The 17,573-nt window shown below is 39.1% G+C and carries 13 protein-coding genes and 1 pseudogene; all 14 read left to right on the plus strand.

Annotated elements, in window-relative coordinates; translation table 11 throughout:
• Positions 1–36: 36 nt before the first annotated feature.
• Positions 37–2,421, plus strand: coding sequence for a primosomal protein N' (locus tag FRX51_RS03615; protein WP_146495925.1), 2,385 nt, complete (start codon positions 37–39; stop codon positions 2,419–2,421).
• An 84-nt stretch (positions 2,422–2,505) separates the two neighbouring features.
• A complete protein-coding gene (gene fmt / locus FRX51_RS03620; protein WP_146495927.1) occupies positions 2,506–3,441 on the plus strand; it encodes a methionyl-tRNA formyltransferase in 936 nt (311 codons plus the stop codon).
• Positions 3,431–4,753 (plus strand): 16S rRNA (cytosine(967)-C(5))-methyltransferase RsmB, encoded by a 1,323-nt coding sequence (gene rsmB / locus FRX51_RS03625; RefSeq protein ID WP_146495929.1) that lies wholly within the window; start codon positions 3,431–3,433, stop codon positions 4,751–4,753. Before fmt ends, rsmB begins: the two co-directional genes overlap by 11 nt.
• A gap of 35 nt (positions 4,754–4,788) precedes the next feature.
• Complete coding sequence (locus FRX51_RS03630) at positions 4,789–5,526, plus strand: Stp1/IreP family PP2C-type Ser/Thr phosphatase (RefSeq protein ID WP_146495931.1); 738 nt, start codon at positions 4,789–4,791, stop codon at positions 5,524–5,526.
• On the plus strand, positions 5,526–7,478 hold the full coding sequence (gene pknB, locus FRX51_RS03635; RefSeq protein WP_146495933.1) for a Stk1 family PASTA domain-containing Ser/Thr kinase: 1,953 nt from the start codon (positions 5,526–5,528) through the stop codon (positions 7,476–7,478). Before FRX51_RS03630 ends, pknB begins: the two co-directional genes overlap by 1 nt.
• Before the next feature lie 103 nt (positions 7,479–7,581).
• Positions 7,582–8,280, plus strand: coding sequence for a cell wall-active antibiotics response protein LiaF (liaF, locus tag FRX51_RS03640; protein ID WP_146495935.1), 699 nt, complete (start codon positions 7,582–7,584; stop codon positions 8,278–8,280).
• Complete coding sequence (locus FRX51_RS03645) at positions 8,277–9,287, plus strand: sensor histidine kinase (RefSeq protein ID WP_146495937.1); 1,011 nt, start codon at positions 8,277–8,279, stop codon at positions 9,285–9,287. Before liaF ends, FRX51_RS03645 begins: the two co-directional genes overlap by 4 nt.
• Positions 9,274–9,912 (plus strand): response regulator transcription factor, encoded by a 639-nt coding sequence (locus FRX51_RS03650; RefSeq protein ID WP_146495939.1) that lies wholly within the window; start codon positions 9,274–9,276, stop codon positions 9,910–9,912. Before FRX51_RS03645 ends, FRX51_RS03650 begins: the two co-directional genes overlap by 14 nt.
• Before the next feature lie 38 nt (positions 9,913–9,950).
• Positions 9,951–11,354 (plus strand): Cof-type HAD-IIB family hydrolase, encoded by a 1,404-nt coding sequence (locus tag FRX51_RS03655; RefSeq protein WP_146495941.1) that lies wholly within the window; start codon positions 9,951–9,953, stop codon positions 11,352–11,354.
• Complete coding sequence (locus tag FRX51_RS03660) at positions 11,351–11,719, plus strand: S1 RNA-binding domain-containing protein (RefSeq protein ID WP_146495942.1); 369 nt, start codon at positions 11,351–11,353, stop codon at positions 11,717–11,719. The genes FRX51_RS03655 and FRX51_RS03660 overlap by 4 nt, the downstream gene beginning before the upstream one ends.
• 87 nt (positions 11,720–11,806) lie before the next feature.
• On the plus strand, positions 11,807–12,808 hold the full coding sequence (locus FRX51_RS03665) for an NAD-dependent epimerase/dehydratase family protein (RefSeq protein ID WP_146495943.1): 1,002 nt from the start codon (positions 11,807–11,809) through the stop codon (positions 12,806–12,808).
• A 57-nt stretch (positions 12,809–12,865) separates the two neighbouring features.
• Positions 12,866–13,003: a hypothetical protein gene (locus tag FRX51_RS05845; protein ID WP_222430692.1), complete on the plus strand. Its 138-nt coding sequence runs from the start codon at positions 12,866–12,868 to the stop codon at positions 13,001–13,003.
• 444 nt (positions 13,004–13,447) lie between these two features.
• A complete protein-coding gene (locus FRX51_RS03670) occupies positions 13,448–14,224 on the plus strand; it encodes a hypothetical protein (protein ID WP_146495944.1) in 777 nt (258 codons plus the stop codon).
• Positions 14,214–17,573: pseudogene (locus tag FRX51_RS03675) on the plus strand (hypothetical protein); the annotation flags it as partial. The gene FRX51_RS03670 and the pseudogene FRX51_RS03675, both read left to right, overlap by 11 nt.

The following is a 17,573-nucleotide window of genomic DNA, read 5'->3' on the forward strand; positions in this document are numbered from 1 at the left end:
TTTAATCTTAGATTTTTCATTATATAGGGAGGATAAATGAAAGTTGCCCAAGTTATTGTGGATATTCCCTTGATGCAGACGGATAGACCCTATTCTTATTTGATTCCAGATGAGCTTTTGTCCAATATTGAGTTGGGGAGCCGAGTGCATGTCCCATTTGGTCGTGGCAATCGTTTGCTACAGGGGTTTGTGGTTGATATTACAGAGAATCAGTCATCTCAAGACTTAAAAGCAATTGTGGCTGTCCTTGATTTTTGGCCAGTATTGACAAGTGAACAGCTGTATTTGGCTAATCAGCTGCGTCATTCAGTCTTTTCTTATAAAATTTCGATTTTGAAAGCCATGCTGCCCAATCTTTTGAATTCTAATTATGACCGATTGTTGCAACCGACAGACCAGTTACTACCAGAAGATAGGCAGGCTATTTTTGGTGATAAGACTGAAATACCTTGGTCCAAGGTAAATCCTGTTTTACAGACTAAGGTCAATCAATTGGTTAAGCAAGGTCAAATCATCACTTCCTATCAGGCAAAAGATAGAAAAACCTTGAAAATAGAACGTTATTACCGAGTTAAATTAGACCATTTACTTGACTTGGAAATTTCTAAACGGGCTAAGAAACGCTTGGAATTGCGTGATTATCTAACAACTCATTCAGATGGTTTACTTAAATCTCTTTATCATGATTTTTCTCGAGATCAGGTGGGCTATTTTATTGATAAGGGTGCTTTGGAGATTTCAGAAAAAGAAGTTAGTCGTAGTCAATTCTATTTTGAGCAAGTTGAATCGTCAAGACCCCTTCAACTGAATGTGGAACAACAGAAGGCTTTTGAACGAATTGTCGCTAAAATAGGTCAAACCGTGCAGACGCCAGTTTTATTACAAGGCATTACTGGCAGTGGTAAAACGGAAGTTTATTTGCAGGTGATTGCTGAGGTCTTAAAAGCATCTAAAACAGCGATTGTCTTGGTTCCTGAGATTTCCTTGACTCCTCAAATGACCAGTCGGTTCATTTCACGATTTGGTCAGCAGGTCGCTATTTTACATTCAGCCTTATCAGACGGCGAAAAATTTGACGAATGGCGAAAGATAAAAACAGGTCAAGCCAAAGTGGTTGTGGGAGCTCGTTCAGCCATTTTTGCGCCTTTGGATAATATTGGTGCGATCATTATTGATGAAGAACATGAAGCCAGTTATAAACAAGAATCCAATCCTCGTTATCATGCGAGAGATGTGGCTCTTTTGCGAGCCAAATATCATCAAGCGGTATTGGTTTTGGGTTCGGCAACGCCTAGTTTAGAAAGTCGAGCCAGAGCCAGTCGTGATGTCTATGATTTGGTCTATCTTAAAGAACGAGCCAATCCTAAGGCTAGTTTGCCTACCGTTCAAATCGTGGACTTTCGTGACTATCTTGGTCAACAAGAAATGGCTAATGTCACCCCTCTTTTGCTAGATAAGATTAAAGAGCGGCTGGCTAAAAATGAACAGGTGGTTTTACTACTCAACCGTCGAGGTTATTCTAGTTTTGTCATGTGTCGTGAATGTGGTCAAGTAGAAAATTGTTCTAATTGCGATTTATCGCTTACCTTGCACATGGACACGAGATCTTTAAAATGCCATTATTGTGGCTGGCAGAAAGGCATTCCTAAAACATGTCGTCATTGTGGCAGTAGCCATATTCGTTACTATGGCAGTGGGACTCAAAAAGCCTACGATGAATTGCAACAGTTGCTACCGACAGCCAAGATTTTACGCATGGATGTTGATACAACTAAGAAAAAAGGAGACCATCAACGTATTTTACAGGCCTTTGGAGAACATAAGGCAGATATTCTTTTGGGGACACAAATGATTGCCAAGGGGTTAGATTTTGCTAATGTGACTCTAGTTGGTGTGCTCAATGCTGATACAGCCATCAATTTACCAGACTTTCGAGCGGCTGAGCGCACCTTTCAACTCTTGACCCAAGTAGCTGGTCGAGCTGGTAGGGCAGAGAAAAAAGGGGAGGTCCTTATTCAGACCTATAATCCTAAGAATTTTGCTATTCAATTTGCCAAAAATCAAGATTATGAAGGGTTTTACGCCTATGAAATGCAAAACAGAAAACAGCTAAGCTATCCTCCTTATTACTATACAGTGGTGCTAAATATTTCTCATAAAACAGAAGAAGTCGCTATTGAAAAGTCTTACGAAGTCCTAAGCTATCTTAAAAATGTTCTATCTGATCAAGTTCGATTTTTGGGCCCTACCCCAAAAGCAGTGGCTCGAACCCACAATCTTTATCATTATCAAATTTTGATCAAATATCGTTTTGAATCTAAGTTGGAAGAAGCTCTGAACCATATTTTAGCCTTAACGCAGTTACCAGAAAATCGCGAGTTGCGTCTAGTGATTGATAGTGAACCCCAACAGTTACTATAATCATCTTTTAGGTGCTAATTTTTAAAAATTATGCTAAAATGAGTAGATATTATAATAGCTAATTTAGTAAGATAAGGAGTAGGAATGACCAAACTAATCTTTATGGGAACCCCAACATTTTCTGCCACGGTTTTAGAAGGTCTTTTAGCTGATGACCGTTACCAAGTGCTTGCTGTTGTAACGCAGCCGGATCGCCTAGTCGGGCGTAAAAAGGAATTAAAAGAAACGCCAGTTAAAGAAGTGGCACGTCGTTATGATTTGCCGTGCTATCAGCCTGAAAAATTATCGGGTAGTAAAGAGATGGCTGATTTGATGAATTTGGGAGCAGATGGGATTATAACGGCTGCTTTTGGTCAGTTTTTACCTGAAAAATTGTTGCAGTCGGTAAGTTTTTCTGTCAATGTTCATGCGTCGCTGCTACCCAAGTACCGTGGTGGCGCACCGATTCATTATGCCCTTATCAATGGTGAAAAAGAAGTTGGGATCACCATTATGGAAATGGTCAAAAAGATGGATGCAGGTGACATGATTTCTAAAGCTAGTATTCCCATTTTAGATGAGGATAATGTGGGCACGCTTTTTGACAAGCTAGCTGTGGTTGGTCGTGACTTACTCTTGAAAACCTTACCCGCATATCTTTCTGGTGACTTAAAACCAGAACCTCAAGATGAGAGTCAAGTGTCCTTTGCTCCTAATATCAAACCTGAAGAAGAAATCTTGGATTGGAATAAGCCCGCAAGGAACTTGTTTAATCAAGTACGAGGGATGAATCCTTGGCCAGTCGCCCATACTTTCTTGGCCGGTCAACGCTTCAAAATTCATCAAGTAACAGTGGTTGACGGTCGAGGTCAGCCTGGGCAAATTATTGAAAAAACCAAAAAGAGTTTAGTGGTGGCAACTGGTCAAGGGGCGATTTCCTTAGTGACAGTTCAACCAGCAGGCAAGCCTAAGATGTTGATTAGTGATTTTCTCAATGGGCTTGGTCGAGATTTGAAGGTAGGAGATTACTTTGGTAAATAAGTGGCGAACCAGTGCGCGTGGGCTAGCTCTGATTATTTTACAAGAGATTTTAAGACAGGATGCTTACACGAATCTCGCTCTTAACAAGCATTTAGCTAATAGCCAGCTATCCTCACAGGATAAGAGTCTAGTTACAGAACTTGTTTATGGGACAGTGGCTCGTAAAATCACTTTAGAATGGTATTTGTCGCATTATTTGGCAGACCGTAATCAACTAGAAGATTGGGTTTATGACTTGCTTTTGCTGAGTAGCTATCAGTTGATTTATTTAGATAAACTGCCAGCTCATGCTATTGTCAATGAAGCCGTTGAGTTGGCTAAAGCTAAGTCAAGCCATCAAGGTGCGGACAAACTTATCAATGCGGTTTTACGGCGAATGAGTCAAGAAGAATTACCAAATCCCAAGGCGATTAAACGCGTCAATAAACGTTATTCAATTGTCTATTCCTTGCCAGTTTGGTTGGTGTCTAAGCTAATTGAACAATTTGGTCAAATTAGAGCAGAAGCTATTTTTGAGAGTTTATTGCTTAGAAGTAAGGCGAGTGTACGAGTGACCAATCCAACCAATTTAGCCAGATTGGCTCAAGAATTTGAAGCAAAAGTGTCTGTACTGTCAGAAGTAGGGCTAGTCAAGACCACTGGTTATTTTGCAGGGACAGAAGCGTTTCAAAAAGGGGAGTTGACGATTCAAGATGAGTCGAGTCAATTGGTTGCTCCAACCTTAGCCTTGCAAGGTCACGAAACAGTTCTTGACGCTTGTAGTGCCCCAGGTGGTAAGACCACGCATTTAGCGAGCTATCTTACAACAGGACAGGTGATAGCATTGGATTTGTATGACCACAAACTAGCTCTAGTAAAAGACAATGCCAAGCGTCTAGGGCTTTCAGATAAGATAGTCACCAAACGCTTAGACGCCACTCAGGTGCATCAGGTGTTTGCGCCAGATACTTTTGATAAAATTTTAGTGGATGCCCCTTGTTCAGGGATTGGTCTATTGCGTCGTAAGCCAGATATTAAATATAATAAATCGCTACAAGATTTTGCAAGTTTACAAGAAATTCAGCTCGCCATTTTAGATAGTGTTAGTCAGGTACTAAAAAAAGGTGGCTTATTGACTTATAGTACTTGTACGATTTTTAAGGAAGAAAACCAAGACGTTTTAAGACAGTTTTTGGCTAGCCATCCTAATTTTGAACAGGTGGTATTAAGTCATCCCCAAACAAATATTGAACAGGATGGTTGTTTGGTTATCACACCTGAACTATACCAAACAGATGGATTTTTTATAGGTCAGCTAAGACGAAAGTCATAGAATGAAAGGAGACTGACTCGGTCAGGAGAAAACACATGAAATTAGCACTTTTAACAGATATTGGCCAGAAACGGTCAAGTAATCAAGACTATATCAATAAATACGATAATAAAGCAGGTATCACCCTATTATTATTAGCTGATGGTATGGGTGGACATCGAGCTGGTAATATTGCCAGTGAAATGACTGTGACAGACTTGGGTCGAGAGTGGGTTAATACAGATCTGACAGATGTCAGTCAAATTCGTGACTGGCTCAATGATGTTGTTGAAAAAGAGAACCAGAAGATCTATGACTTGGGTCAGCATGATAACTATAAAGGAATGGGAACAACCATTGAAGCACTTGCTATTGTTGATAATAGTATCGTTTATGCTCACTTAGGAGATTCACGAATTGGCTTGGTTCGTCAACAAACCTACACACTCTTGACTAGTGATCATTCTTTGGTGAATGAACTGGTTAAAGCTGGTCAAATCACTCCTGAAGAAGCCGCTAATCATCCACAAAAAAATATTATTACCCAATCTATTGGGCAACATAAACCTGTTGAGTTGGAATTAGGTATGCAAACTTTGGAACCAGGTGATTATTTGGTTGTTAATAGTGATGGCTTGACCAATATGATTTCAGAACAAAACATTATTGATGTTCTTGAACAGGATATGGATTTGCAAAATAAGGCTAAATTATTAGTGTCTTTAGCTAATGAAGCAGGTGGACTTGATAATATTACAGTAGCCTTATTGCACCTAGAAAGTGAGGAAGGGTAATGATACAGATTGGCAAATTATTTGCTGGTCGTTATCGTATCCTAAAATCAATCGGACGTGGTGGTATGGCGGATGTTTATCTAGCCAAGGATCTGATTTTAGATAATGAAAGAGTAGCCATCAAGGTACTTAGAACCAATTATCAAACTGATCAGGTGGCGATTGCACGTTTTCAACGTGAGGCGCGTGCCATGGCAGAACTTAGCCACCCTAATATTGTTGCGATTCGAGATATTGGAGAAGAGGACGGTCAGCAATTCTTAGCAATGGAATATGTTGACGGTGCAGACTTGAAAAAGTATATTTCAGAGTATGCTCCCCTTTCTAATCAAGAAGTGGTGCGAATCATGAAAGAAGTCCTATCAGCGATGACTAGGGCACATGAACAAGGTATTGTACACCGTGATCTTAAACCACAAAATATTTTATTGACCAAGGATGGTACGGTTAAGGTGACAGATTTTGGTATTGCTGTTGCCTTTGCTGAAACCAGCCTAACTCAGACCAATTCAATGCTAGGTAGTGTTCACTACTTGTCACCTGAACAAGCTAGAGGATCTAAAGCGACCATTCAAAGCGACATTTACGCTATGGGGATAATGCTTTTTGAAATGTTAACAGGGCAGATTCCTTATGATGGTGATAGTGCAGTGGCCATTGCTCTTAAGCATTTCCAAAACCCCTTGCCTTCTATTATTGAGCGTAACGCTCAGGTTCCTCAAGCCTTGGAAAATGTGGTCATTCGAGCGACTGCCAAGAAAAAGGAAAATCGTTACCGTTCAACTGATGAGATGAGTAAAGATTTGGAAACGGTTCTTAATACGCAGCGCTTGCGTGAAAAGAAGTTGATGTTTAATGATGATGCCACAACTAATAAAATCAAACCTCAACTTGAGAATAGCACAGCTAAATCAACCACAGAGCAGTTATTAAAGCAACCCAAAAAGATGGCATTTAGTTCAAAACTAGCACCGAAGTCAGTGCCAGTTAAGAAAAAAAACACTAATAAAAAACGAAAGCTACTTCCAGCAACCCTCAAGATTTTGTTTGCCTGCTTTGCCTTATTAACGCTATTGCTTGCTTTTTTCCTATTAACTCGACCACAAACGATAGCCGTTCCTAATTTAGCTGAACAGGATTTGGCGACAGCTAAAAAGGCCTTGGCAGATACAGGCTTGACCTTGGGAAATGTCTATGAAGAAGAAAATGAAAAAGTTGCTTCTGGACAAGTCATTCGAACCAATCCAGTAGCAGGGACAGAGCGTCGTGAAGGGGCAAAGATAGACCTTTATCTTTCAACTGGTTCAGCCAAACCTTCAGAGGATACGTTTACCATGCCTGATTATTTTGAGATGGATTACCAAACAGCTGTCAGTGATTTGGTTGCGAATTATAATGTTTTGGAATCTCAAATTGAAGTTAAGTATCAGGTTAACGAGGAGTATTTAGCAGGAACAGTTCTTTCACAAACTCCTAAAGCAGGCAGTCAATTCGACCCACAATCAAAGAAAAAGATTGTTTTTCAAGTAGCAACGAGTGAAGAAGTGATGATGCCAAGTTTAGTTGGGCTTAGTTATGAAGAAGCCCTAAATCAATTGACAGATTTGGGAATCTCAACATCATCTATTACCGCCTATACAGCTGATGGCAGTCAAGTGGTAACCTCGCCAAACGCAGCCACGCTTGTACTTGCCCAATCACCTTACTATGGTGACACGATTAGTCTGTCTAATTCAGATGGTATCAGCCTTTATTTAGAAGTGCTAGAAGTTTCTTCACCAAGCTCAAGCGTTAGTCGTAACACAACGACAACGACTGTTTCTGAATCGACAAGTAGTAGTCGTTCCAGTGGCACAATTGATTCAACTTCATCGACATCAACCAGTCTGGATAAAGAAAGTTCTTCTAGTCAGATTGAATCAGAAACGGAATCAAGCAGTTTGGGAGAATAATAAAAAACTGAGTCTAGACTCAGTTTTTTATTTGTAGCAATGAAAGGGAAATGAATTTTTTTTATTTTTTTGATAAAATAGCAAGAAGTAGGAGGACAGCCTGGTGAAAAAATTTCAATTGTTTTTAGTCGTTGAGAGTTTACTCTTAACCATGGCTTTTTTAACCATTTTGGCCAGTGATTTCTCAGCAGCAGTCTGTATTTTGGTCATGGTTCTCTTAGTCTTGCGTTTTTATAATTTGGGAAGTCGTAGCAATTTTCTATTGACCGCTGGTCTTTTATTGCTTTTTTTGATTTTTATGCTCAATCCCTATGTGATTGCCGCCATTCTTTTTGCGGTTGCCTATATCTTAATCAATCATTTTTCTCAAGTGAAGCAAAATAACCGCAGGGCCCTGATTCAGTTTGAAAAAGACGAACTAGATGTTAGACCAAAACGTAACAAGTGGATTGGTAGTAAACAACATTTAATAAGTGATGATTATTGTTTTGATGACATCAATATCATCAGGGTGACAGGAAGTGACATTATTGACCTTTCTCAAGTTATTGTGAAAGGCAAGGATAATGTCATTGTCATTCGTAAGGTTTATGGTCCTACCCAAATTCTTGTCCCCCTTGATGTAACGGTCAAATTAGATGTCAGTGCGGTATATGGCAATGTGACGTATTTTGATTTTCCAGCTTATGATTTGCGTAATGAAAGTATCAAATTAAGTCAGCCAGCCGATCAAGATTTACTCAAATCAGTCAAGTTGATTGTCAGTGTGATTGCTGGTTCAGTTGAGGTGAAACGCCTGTGAGAAAATCTTATTTAGTACTATTGTTCATCTACTCCTCGCTAGCCATCTTTTCTATGGTTTTTACCATTATTACCAGCTTGGAATTAGATGTTTTTCAGCTCATCAACAATACCTGGATTTTAGAACGCTTTTTGTTTTCAATCACCCTGTTAATTTTCTCCTTGTTAATTTTATTGGTCTTGCTTTGGGTCATCATGGATGACAGTAGTAAGCGTCACCTCAACCATAATTTACGACGAATTTTAAATAACCAAGCCATTCCTCAACAAATTGATAGCGAAACAGGTCGTAATCTCATGCGTCTGTCAACCAAGGTTAATCGTTTAACCACGAGTTTACAAAATACTGAAAATGCCCGTATCTTGAACAGTCAGGAAATTGTCAAACAAGAACGACGACGAATTGCAAGAGACCTTCATGATACAGTGAGTCAGGAACTCTTTGCGTCTTCCATGATGATTTCAGGTCTTTCTCAGAGTTTAGATGGTTTAGAAACAGACCAACTCAAAACTCAATTGCTTGCTGTGGAAGAGATACTTGGTAAGGCTCAAAATGACTTGAGAGTGATGTTGCTGCATCTCAGACCAACTGAGCTAGAAGATAGAACTCTGGAACAAGGTTTGGCCATGATTTTACGCGAACTAACAGATAAGAGCAATATTGAGGTTACTTATCATAAATCAATCGGTAAACTTCCTAAAGTGATTGAAGATAACCTTTTTCGGATTGCTCAGGAATTTATCAGTAATACCTTAAAGCATGCTCAAGCGACTCGTTTAGAAGTTTATTTACAAGAAAAAGAAACAGAAGTTGAGTTGAAAATGGTGGATAATGGCCGTGGTTTTGATCTCAATGTTGCTCGTGAATTAAGCTATGGGTTGACCAATATACAAGAACGAGTTGACGATCTCGCAGGCACGATGACTTTTTTAACCAGTCTTGGTAACGGGGTGTCTATGGATATTCATGTGCCGATAGTGAAAGGGAAAGAAGATGGAAAAAATTAACGTGATTTTGATTGACGATCATGAAATGGTGCGTCTAGGACTGAAAAGTTTTCTCAATTTACAAGCAGATGTGGAAGTCATCGCTGAAGCCTCAGATGGTAAGACAGGTGTGAAACTCGCCTTAGAATTAAAACCAGATGTGGTGGTTATGGATTTGGTTATGCCAGAAATGGATGGTGTCGAAGCCACCTTAACCCTCTTAAAACAATGGAAGACAGCTAAAATCTTAGTCTTGACTTCTTATTTGGATAATGAAAAAATTTACCCCGTCATTGAGGCTGGAGCTAAAGGTTACATGCTCAAAACCTCTAGTGCAGCAGAGATTCTCCACAGTATTCGTAAAGTAGCCCAAGGCGAGCTAGCCATTGAAACAGAAGTCGATAAGAAAATCAAGTACCATGATGAACATCCTGATTTACATGATGAGTTGACAGCGCGTGAACGTGATGTTTTGAAACTCTTGACCAAGGGGTATGACAATCAAACCATTGCTGATGAACTCTTTATTTCCTTGAAAACGGTTAAGACCCATGTATCAAACATCTTAGCCAAATTGGAAGTAGAAGATCGCACGCAGGCAGTCGTTTATGCTTTTCGTCATCACTTAGTTGCTCAAGATGATTAAGATGATATAATAGAAGTAGTGAATGGAGAGAACATAAAATGGATATTAAAACAAAATACAAGGCAAAAAAAATCAAAGCAGTCTTTTTTGATATTGACGATACCTTACGAGTTAAGGATACAGGCTATATTCCTGAAAAGATTACCATGGTTTTTGAGCAACTGAAAGCTAAAGGGATTTTGACAGGGATTGCATCAGGACGTAGTATGTATGGTGTTGTTCCAGAAATTCGTGACCTGAAACCAGATTACTTTGTGACCTTAAATGGCGCCTACGTCATCGACAAAAAAGGTAAGGAGATTTTCAATCAACCTTTTAAGAAAGAACAAGTGGCAGCCTTTGTGGCTTGGTGTCAAGAGCTGAATATAGCTTACGGATTTGTTGGAAAAGAAGGACAGCCAGTCGTGTCTGAATCAAGTCCAATCATTGATGAGGCTTTGGTGCCCGTTTATGGTGATTGTCCTGTTCTGCCAGATTTTTATCAGACCAATGCGGTTTATCAGATGTGGACGTTTACAAAAACCAATGCTGACCTTGTGCTACCTGACTGTTTAGCTCAAGACATGCGTTTAGTTCCTTGGCATCCGCATTCTTCTGATTTGGTTCAAACCGGCATGTCCAAAGCACGAGGCTTGGAAGAAGTACTGGCGACAGAAAAGCTGAAAGCAGAGCAAATTTTATTCTTTGGTGATGGTCTGAATGACCTGGAGATGTTTGATGTTGTCGGTCTAAAAATTGCCATGGGCAATGCGGTTGATGCCTTGAAAGCCAAGGCTGATTACGTGACAAAAACAGTGGAAGAAGACGGGATTTATCATGCCTTGGTCGAATTAGGTTTAATTGAAGCCCAACTTAGCTTGCCTCAATTGCATCTAGATCAAGTTCAAGGAAGTCAAGCCATTATTAAAACTAATATGGGCGACTTATCCTTACAATTATTTGATGACTTGGCACCCAAAACAGTTGCCAACTTTCTTGCCTTAGCAAAGGATGGCTATTATGAAGGTGTGATTTTTCATCGAGTAATCAATGATTTTATGATTCAAGGTGGTGATCCAACTGGAACAGGTATGGGTGGCCAGTCGATTTACGGCGATAGTTTTGAAGATGAATTTTCTGAAGAACTCTACAATCTTCGTGGTGCTTTGTCTATGGCAAATGCAGGGCCAAATACTAACGGTAGTCAGTTCTTTATTGTGCAAAATCAGCACTCTCCATATAGTGCCAAGGAATTGCTGAGAGGTGGCTGGCCAAAAGAGATTGCTGAGCGTTATACTAAGGGGGGCACTCCCCATCTAGACCGTCGTCATACCGTTTTTGGTCACTTGTTAGATCAAGCTTCTTATGAGGTTTTGGATAAGATTGCTGCAGTGGAAACGGATTTTGCTGATAAGCCTAAGGAAGACGTCATCATCACAGCTATTGAGGTTATTCAAACATGAAAATTGGAGATAAACTAAACGGTCAGATTGTGGGTATCAAGCCTTATGGTGCTTTTGTTGAGCTGGAAAAAGACAAAATTGGTCTGATTCACATTTCAGAAGTTAAGGCAGGTTATATTGATAATATTTACAAAAATTTAAGTGTCGGTCAAAAAGTGACGGTTCAGATCATTGATTTGGATGAATATAGCCAAAAAATCAGCCTATCCCTGCGTAGTTTGGAAGAAGAGGGTTATATCTCTCAACCCAAACATCGTTTTTCCAATAGCCGTTATAAAATTGGTTTCAAACCTCTAGCTAAAGCCCTGCCCAATTGGATTGATGAAAGTCTGGCATTTTTGAAAAAAGATACCCCAACGAATTAACGATTAGTTAATTCGTTTTTGTTTTCTAAATTATTTAATATAAACAAATAATTTGACAAAATAGAGGGGGGGGGGGGTAAAATTAAGGTGATTGGTATTGTCATTATTGGCTATAAGAATAATACTAATAAGAATTTTCCATTATTTGCAGCCTTAGGAAGTTCTGATGAAAAAGATCGATCAAGCGAAAGAAAAATGAATATTTTAGTAACAGGTGGACTAGGTTATTTAGGTTCACATCTTTGTCTAGCCTTAAAAAACCATAAGTTATTCGTTGTTGACAATGAAAAAAGTCATTCAATCACGGCGGAGCATTTGCAAAATCTTGTACCGTTTACTTATTACAAAAGAGATATTAGAGAACCGTTAGACGATATTTTTCAAAACCATCAAATTGATGTTGTTTTTCATATGGCATCATTAAAATCAATAGGGGACTCAATGGAAGACCAAGATAACTATTACGATAATAATTATACTGGTTCTGTTAATCTGTTGAATACGATGATGACCTATCATTGTGACTATATGATTTTTAGTTCATCAATTTCTGTTTATGGTGAGACGGATATCATTACAAAAGAAACGGATGAGCCTAAACCAAATAATCCATATAGCCAGTATAAATTAGATTTTGAACAGGTGTTACAACACAGCTCGATCAATGCAACAATATTTAGATATACCAATCCAGCAGGCTGTCATCCTTTACTCAATCAAAAAGATCAAAGTCTTTTTTCAAAATTGAATCAAGATGATTTTTTGATGATTTATGGAGGTGATTATGCAACGGAAGACGGAACAGCTATAAGAGATTATATTCATGTTGATGATTTAGTTGAGGCGCATATTAAGGCATTGAATTTAAGAGGGTTTCATCTCTTTAATTTAGGTAGTGGTCAAAGTGTTTCAGTATTAGAGATTGTTAAACAGATAAAAAAACCTTATCAGATAACAAGTCGGCGAGCTGGTGATGTTGCCATATCGCAAACTAATATCGAAAACATTAAAAAGACTTTGAACTGGCACCCCAAAAAGTCAATCAAAGATATTCTTCAATCTTATGAAAATATCAGCAAAAGAGACTAGAAATGACCGCTTAGTCTGATATAGACGATCAATCAAAACATCAAGTTGACCTGAAACATGAGGTACTATACCAAGACTGATTTGCTCAACCACTCAGATGAAACTAAGGAGGTTTTGCAAAGTAAATCTCAAGCCTTGGTTAGTCATCTAACCGTTAGTTACAACATCAATTATCAATTGTGGCCTAATGAATAGTCACCAGATCTTGAAGGGTGTAACAACAAATTTAATAAAAGTATATTTGGAACAAATTTTATGACGGTTTACACTATATTTTATCGTTTTCCTAATACGGTTACTGGTTTTGTCAGTACTTTTCAAACTAGACAAAAGATGTGTAACCGGTTGAAAATTTCACATAAATTGATTTTGTCACAATTGCCTTATAAGCCCAATAAACCCTGGTTTTTACACTTTAAAGGTGTCAACAAATACCATAGTGTGCTCGATAAATCATCCATATCAAGAGATTTTTTATCAGTAAAAAAAGAAGACATTCCTTTTCCAATAAAGGAGTGTTGCGAGATAGATGGGTATGTGTTGTGGGCGGTTGATGATGACGGAGTATTTCACTATTACACTAGTCAAGAACTATATTCTTATAACTTAAGCTCATATACTCTATATGATAAAAACGGTATGATTGAGCAAGGGACAAATGACACCTTGTTAGAGTCTATGGTGGATTATCTAGTTGATAATTGTAACAGTAGTGACGTCATTATTAGTGATGAAGTTATTGGGCAACCTCTAAAAATAAAAAGATTTGTTGTCAATACCAATAAGAAATTTTTCACAGTTCTACACCATAACGTTTTATCTCCCAAGATGAGAGCTAATATTTGTCGATGGTCAAAGATTATCTCGTCATCAGAAGTTCTACAAGAACGACTGGAAAAGGTGGATATTAAAACCACGTTTCTACCCCCCATCACAGTTGATAAGGTTGAGAGAAAAACTTATCAAAACCTTGACAACTTTTGCACGGTTGGCGTGTCAGATGTCAAACGGGTAACAGAACTAATTGATTATTTTGGGCAACAGCTACCAGATAAAACCTTGACAGTATATGGTAATGAAACGATTTATAAACAGTATGACAATGTTGTTTATGCTGGAATTTTAGATCAAGTACCTTACGAAAAACATCAAGCCTACATCTCCAACTCTGAGAGTGAATGCTTTGCAAATTCAGCTATTGAAGCGTCAACTCATGGATTGGTGTTGTTCTTATCAAAGGTCGATTTAGCACATAACTACTATGCCAAAATGGATTCAAACATTGAGGCATTCGAAAAGTTGAGTGAGTTAGAATTCAAAGACTATTATCACTCGTCAACGATAGCTGAACATTATTTAACAGAAAAACATCTAACTGCGTATCAACGCATACTAGGAGGTACTTATGCAAACTAAAGAAATTTTTTCGTTGAGAAAATATAAAAATGGTCGAACAGAATCGGCTAAACTGGGAACGTTAGCTTTCGTTTTGGGAGCAGCAGCTGTGGCAGCTCCGTCTGTATCAGCTGATACGACAATTACAGATACTGTAGATAATGATACAGTGACGTATTCGGCTGTTGTTGAATCAGGAGAGACGGCTCCAGCAGTTTTAGATCACACAGGGGACGCAGAAGGAACAGTTACCTTAGATTATACAGAAACAACTACAATTTCATACGTCAAAGAAGGCACAACGGTAGAATTAGAGCCAAACGTTGAAGTATCATCAAGTGGAACAATTGACGTTGATTATGATAAAGAAGGTATGAATGCTGAAACGGATGGTAAAGCTTACCGTGGTAACGAAACAGTCGTAGCTTCTACTGTAGATGAGCAACGTAAAGAAACCATTGAAACATCTGATAGAACTTATGAATATGTTAGCACAGAAAAGGTTCAAGGTAACAAAGTAACTGAAACGGCATTTAACGATATTAAAGTAAGCACAAGTGTTGAAAATATGCACTTAGCTAACGGTGGAGTAAACTATAATAATGTCAGCGGTAAAACTTACATTGTTGAAGAACTCACTGATGGTCAATATGGCAATGTTGTCGAAACAGACAGTGCTACTGATGATGCGAGTGTTCTTTCTGCTTATCAAAATGGTACGAAAAAAGACCTAAGTGCGATCACATTTACTCCTAATGACAATATTATTGTCGTTGAAAGAGATTTACTAGCAGAGAAATCGGTCGTAGAGGGTGAAGCACTTGACAAAACCTATACCTATCGAGGTTCGACATGGTATATTGGTGGAGACACAACATGGCCGTTTGTGTATGAAAACAGCTTTGGGGAACAGTATTATGCTGACTATGAGGATAGAGTAAGTGACCTTGTAACTACCTATTTCCGTGATAAGAAGTTGACTGAATTACCAAGAAGAGTTGCTTTGGAATACATGGTCAATGGTCGAGTATTTGGTGGATTTGCTAGACCAGAGAATTACCCATTCACGAGCATGACCATGGTCAAAACTGACGAAGGTTTTAGACGAGAAGGTTTTAATGCAGGAGTTTATGATGGCTCTGAATCTGGCAAACAAACTCCTTGGGCTACAAGAGGCGACCAGTTCACAACTTATGCTGAAAATAACGTGACAGATACAGTATTTGATTCAACAACTGATGAAGAGTTCATCGCAAAACTGAATCAAATGTTGCCAGAATTTGATCTATTTAAACAATATGCTTTGGCTTTACCTGAAACATTGACGGCTAAACAAGTTGTAGAACAAATCTCAAAAATAGATTCGGTTGTTCAAGCATACATGAAACAGGAAGCAAAAGTAGAAGCTGAAAAAATACGTCAGACTTACGACGGTCGCTTCACAGCAACAGCTTCAACAAGTGTTGATGGTATCGATGCAACAGAGACGACAACAGCTGAACCACTTAACGAAACTTGGTCAGCTACAGAGAGAGATGTGACTTTTACTGGTAAAGATGCTGATACAACAACCTATACCGGTCGAGAAATCTATGGAGTAGTTCGTGCTTATAAGGTCGTAGATGATACGCCAGCTCGCATCATTCACTACTATAGAGAAGTTGAGCCGGTTGAAAGTCCAGAAGGTGATGTGGTTGAAACAAACGGTCGAGTTCTTGTTCAATACCTAATCGAAGGTACGGAAACACAACTGAAAGATGAAGTTGTGGCAAAAGAGGCAGTCGTTAGTCGTACCCAACATTATGTGACTAAATCTGGTAACGTCTTAGTATCAGAAAGAGACGAAACAACAGCTACTAACGAAACGTATGACACCAAGCCATTCACAGAACAAACCATTACTGCGGATGATGGATTAGTTTATGAATTAGTTCAAAAACGTTCAGGTGAAGAAACAGGCACGTTGTCAGAAGGAGAATTGGTTGTTATTTATGACTATCGTTTGATGACTGAAGAAACAGCAGATGGCGAGCCAACTGAAGTTACGGGGACAGTGGTTGTTGAGTACTTGATAGAAGGAACAGACACAGTAATCAAGGACGAAGTAGTAGCCAAAGAAGGTGTTGTCAGCCGTACCCAAACGTATGTCACAAAATCAGGAGATGTTGTTCTCTCAAGTCGTGACGAAGTAACACCAACGGAAGAAAACTATGATGTTACAGATTCAGTACCAAGCAGCATTACAGCAGCAGATGGTAAGGTCTATGAACTCGTTCAAAAACGTTCAGGTGAATCAAGTGGTCTTCTTACAGAAGGTGAAACTCGAGTAGTTTATGATTACCGTCTAGTAACGGAAGAAACAGCAGACGGTGAGCCAACTGAAGTTACGGGGACAGTGGTTGTTGAGTACTTGTTAGAAGGAACAGACACAGTAATCAAGGACGAAGTAGTAGCTAAAGAAGGTGTTGTAAGTCGTACCCAAACGTATGTCACGAAATCAGGAGATGTTGTTCTCTCAAGTCGTGATGAAGTAACAACAACTGGTGAGAACTATGATGTTACTGATTCAGTACCAAGCCGTATCACAGCAGCAGACGGTAAAGTCTATGAACTTGTTCAAAAACGTTCAGGTGAATCAAGTGGTCTTCTTACAGAAGGTGAAACTCGAGTAGTTTATGATTACCGTCTAGTAACGGAAGAAACAGCAGACGGTGAGCCAACTGAAGTTACGGGAACAGTGGTTGTTGAGTACTTGTTAGAAGGAACAGACACAGCAATCAAGAACGAAATAGTAGCCAAAGAAGGTGTTGTAAGCCGTACCCAAACGTATGTCACAAAATCAGGAGATGTTGTTCTCTCAAGTCGTGATGAAGTAACAACAACTGGTGAGAACTATGATGTTACCGATTCAGTACCAAGCAGCATTACAGCAGCAGACGGTAAGGTCTATGAACTTGTTCAAAAACGTTCAGGTGAATCAAGTGGTCTTCTTACAGAAGGTGAAACTCGAGTAGTTTATGACTACCGTCTAGTAACGGAAGAAACAGCAGACGGTGAGCCGACTGAAGTTACGGGAACAGTGGTTGTTGAGTACTTGTTAGAAGGAACAGACACATCAATCAAGGACGACTTAGTAGCCAAAGAAGGTGTTGTCAGCCGTACCCAAACGTATGTCACAAAATCAGGAGATGTTGTTCTCTCAAGTCGTGACGAAGTAACACTAACAGAAGAAAACTATGATGTTACCGATTCAGTACCAAGCAGCATTACAGCAGCAGACGGTAAGGTCTATGAACTTGTTCAAAAACGTTCAGGTGAATCAAGTGGTCTTCTTACAGAAGGTGAAACTCGAGTAGTTTATGACTACCGT

The sequence above is a fragment of the Streptococcus sp. sy010 genome, from assembly GCF_007859175.1.
In the GTDB taxonomy this organism is placed as follows: Bacteria; Bacillota; Bacilli; order Lactobacillales; family Streptococcaceae; genus Streptococcus.

Excerpts from the sequence above, each read along its gene's own strand:
- FRX51_RS03615 (WP_146495925.1), top strand. The coding sequence starts at position 37 with ATGAAAGTTGCCCAAGTTATTGTGGATATTCCCTTGATGCAGACGGAT.
- fmt (WP_146495927.1), top strand. The coding sequence starts at position 2,506 with ATGACCAAACTAATCTTTATGGGAACCCCAACATTTTCTGCCACGGTT.
- FRX51_RS03630 (WP_146495931.1), top strand. The coding sequence starts at position 4,789 with ATGAAATTAGCACTTTTAACAGATATTGGCCAGAAACGGTCAAGTAAT.
- pknB (WP_146495933.1), top strand. The coding sequence starts at position 5,526 with ATGATACAGATTGGCAAATTATTTGCTGGTCGTTATCGTATCCTAAAA.
- FRX51_RS03650 (WP_146495939.1), top strand. The coding sequence starts at position 9,274 with ATGGAAAAAATTAACGTGATTTTGATTGACGATCATGAAATGGTGCGT.
- FRX51_RS03655 (WP_146495941.1), top strand. The coding sequence starts at position 9,951 with ATGGATATTAAAACAAAATACAAGGCAAAAAAAATCAAAGCAGTCTTT.
- FRX51_RS03660 (WP_146495942.1), top strand. The coding sequence starts at position 11,351 with ATGAAAATTGGAGATAAACTAAACGGTCAGATTGTGGGTATCAAGCCT.
- FRX51_RS05845 (WP_222430692.1), top strand. The coding sequence starts at position 12,866 with ATGAGGTACTATACCAAGACTGATTTGCTCAACCACTCAGATGAAACT.
- FRX51_RS03670 (WP_146495944.1), top strand. The coding sequence starts at position 13,448 with ATGATTGAGCAAGGGACAAATGACACCTTGTTAGAGTCTATGGTGGAT.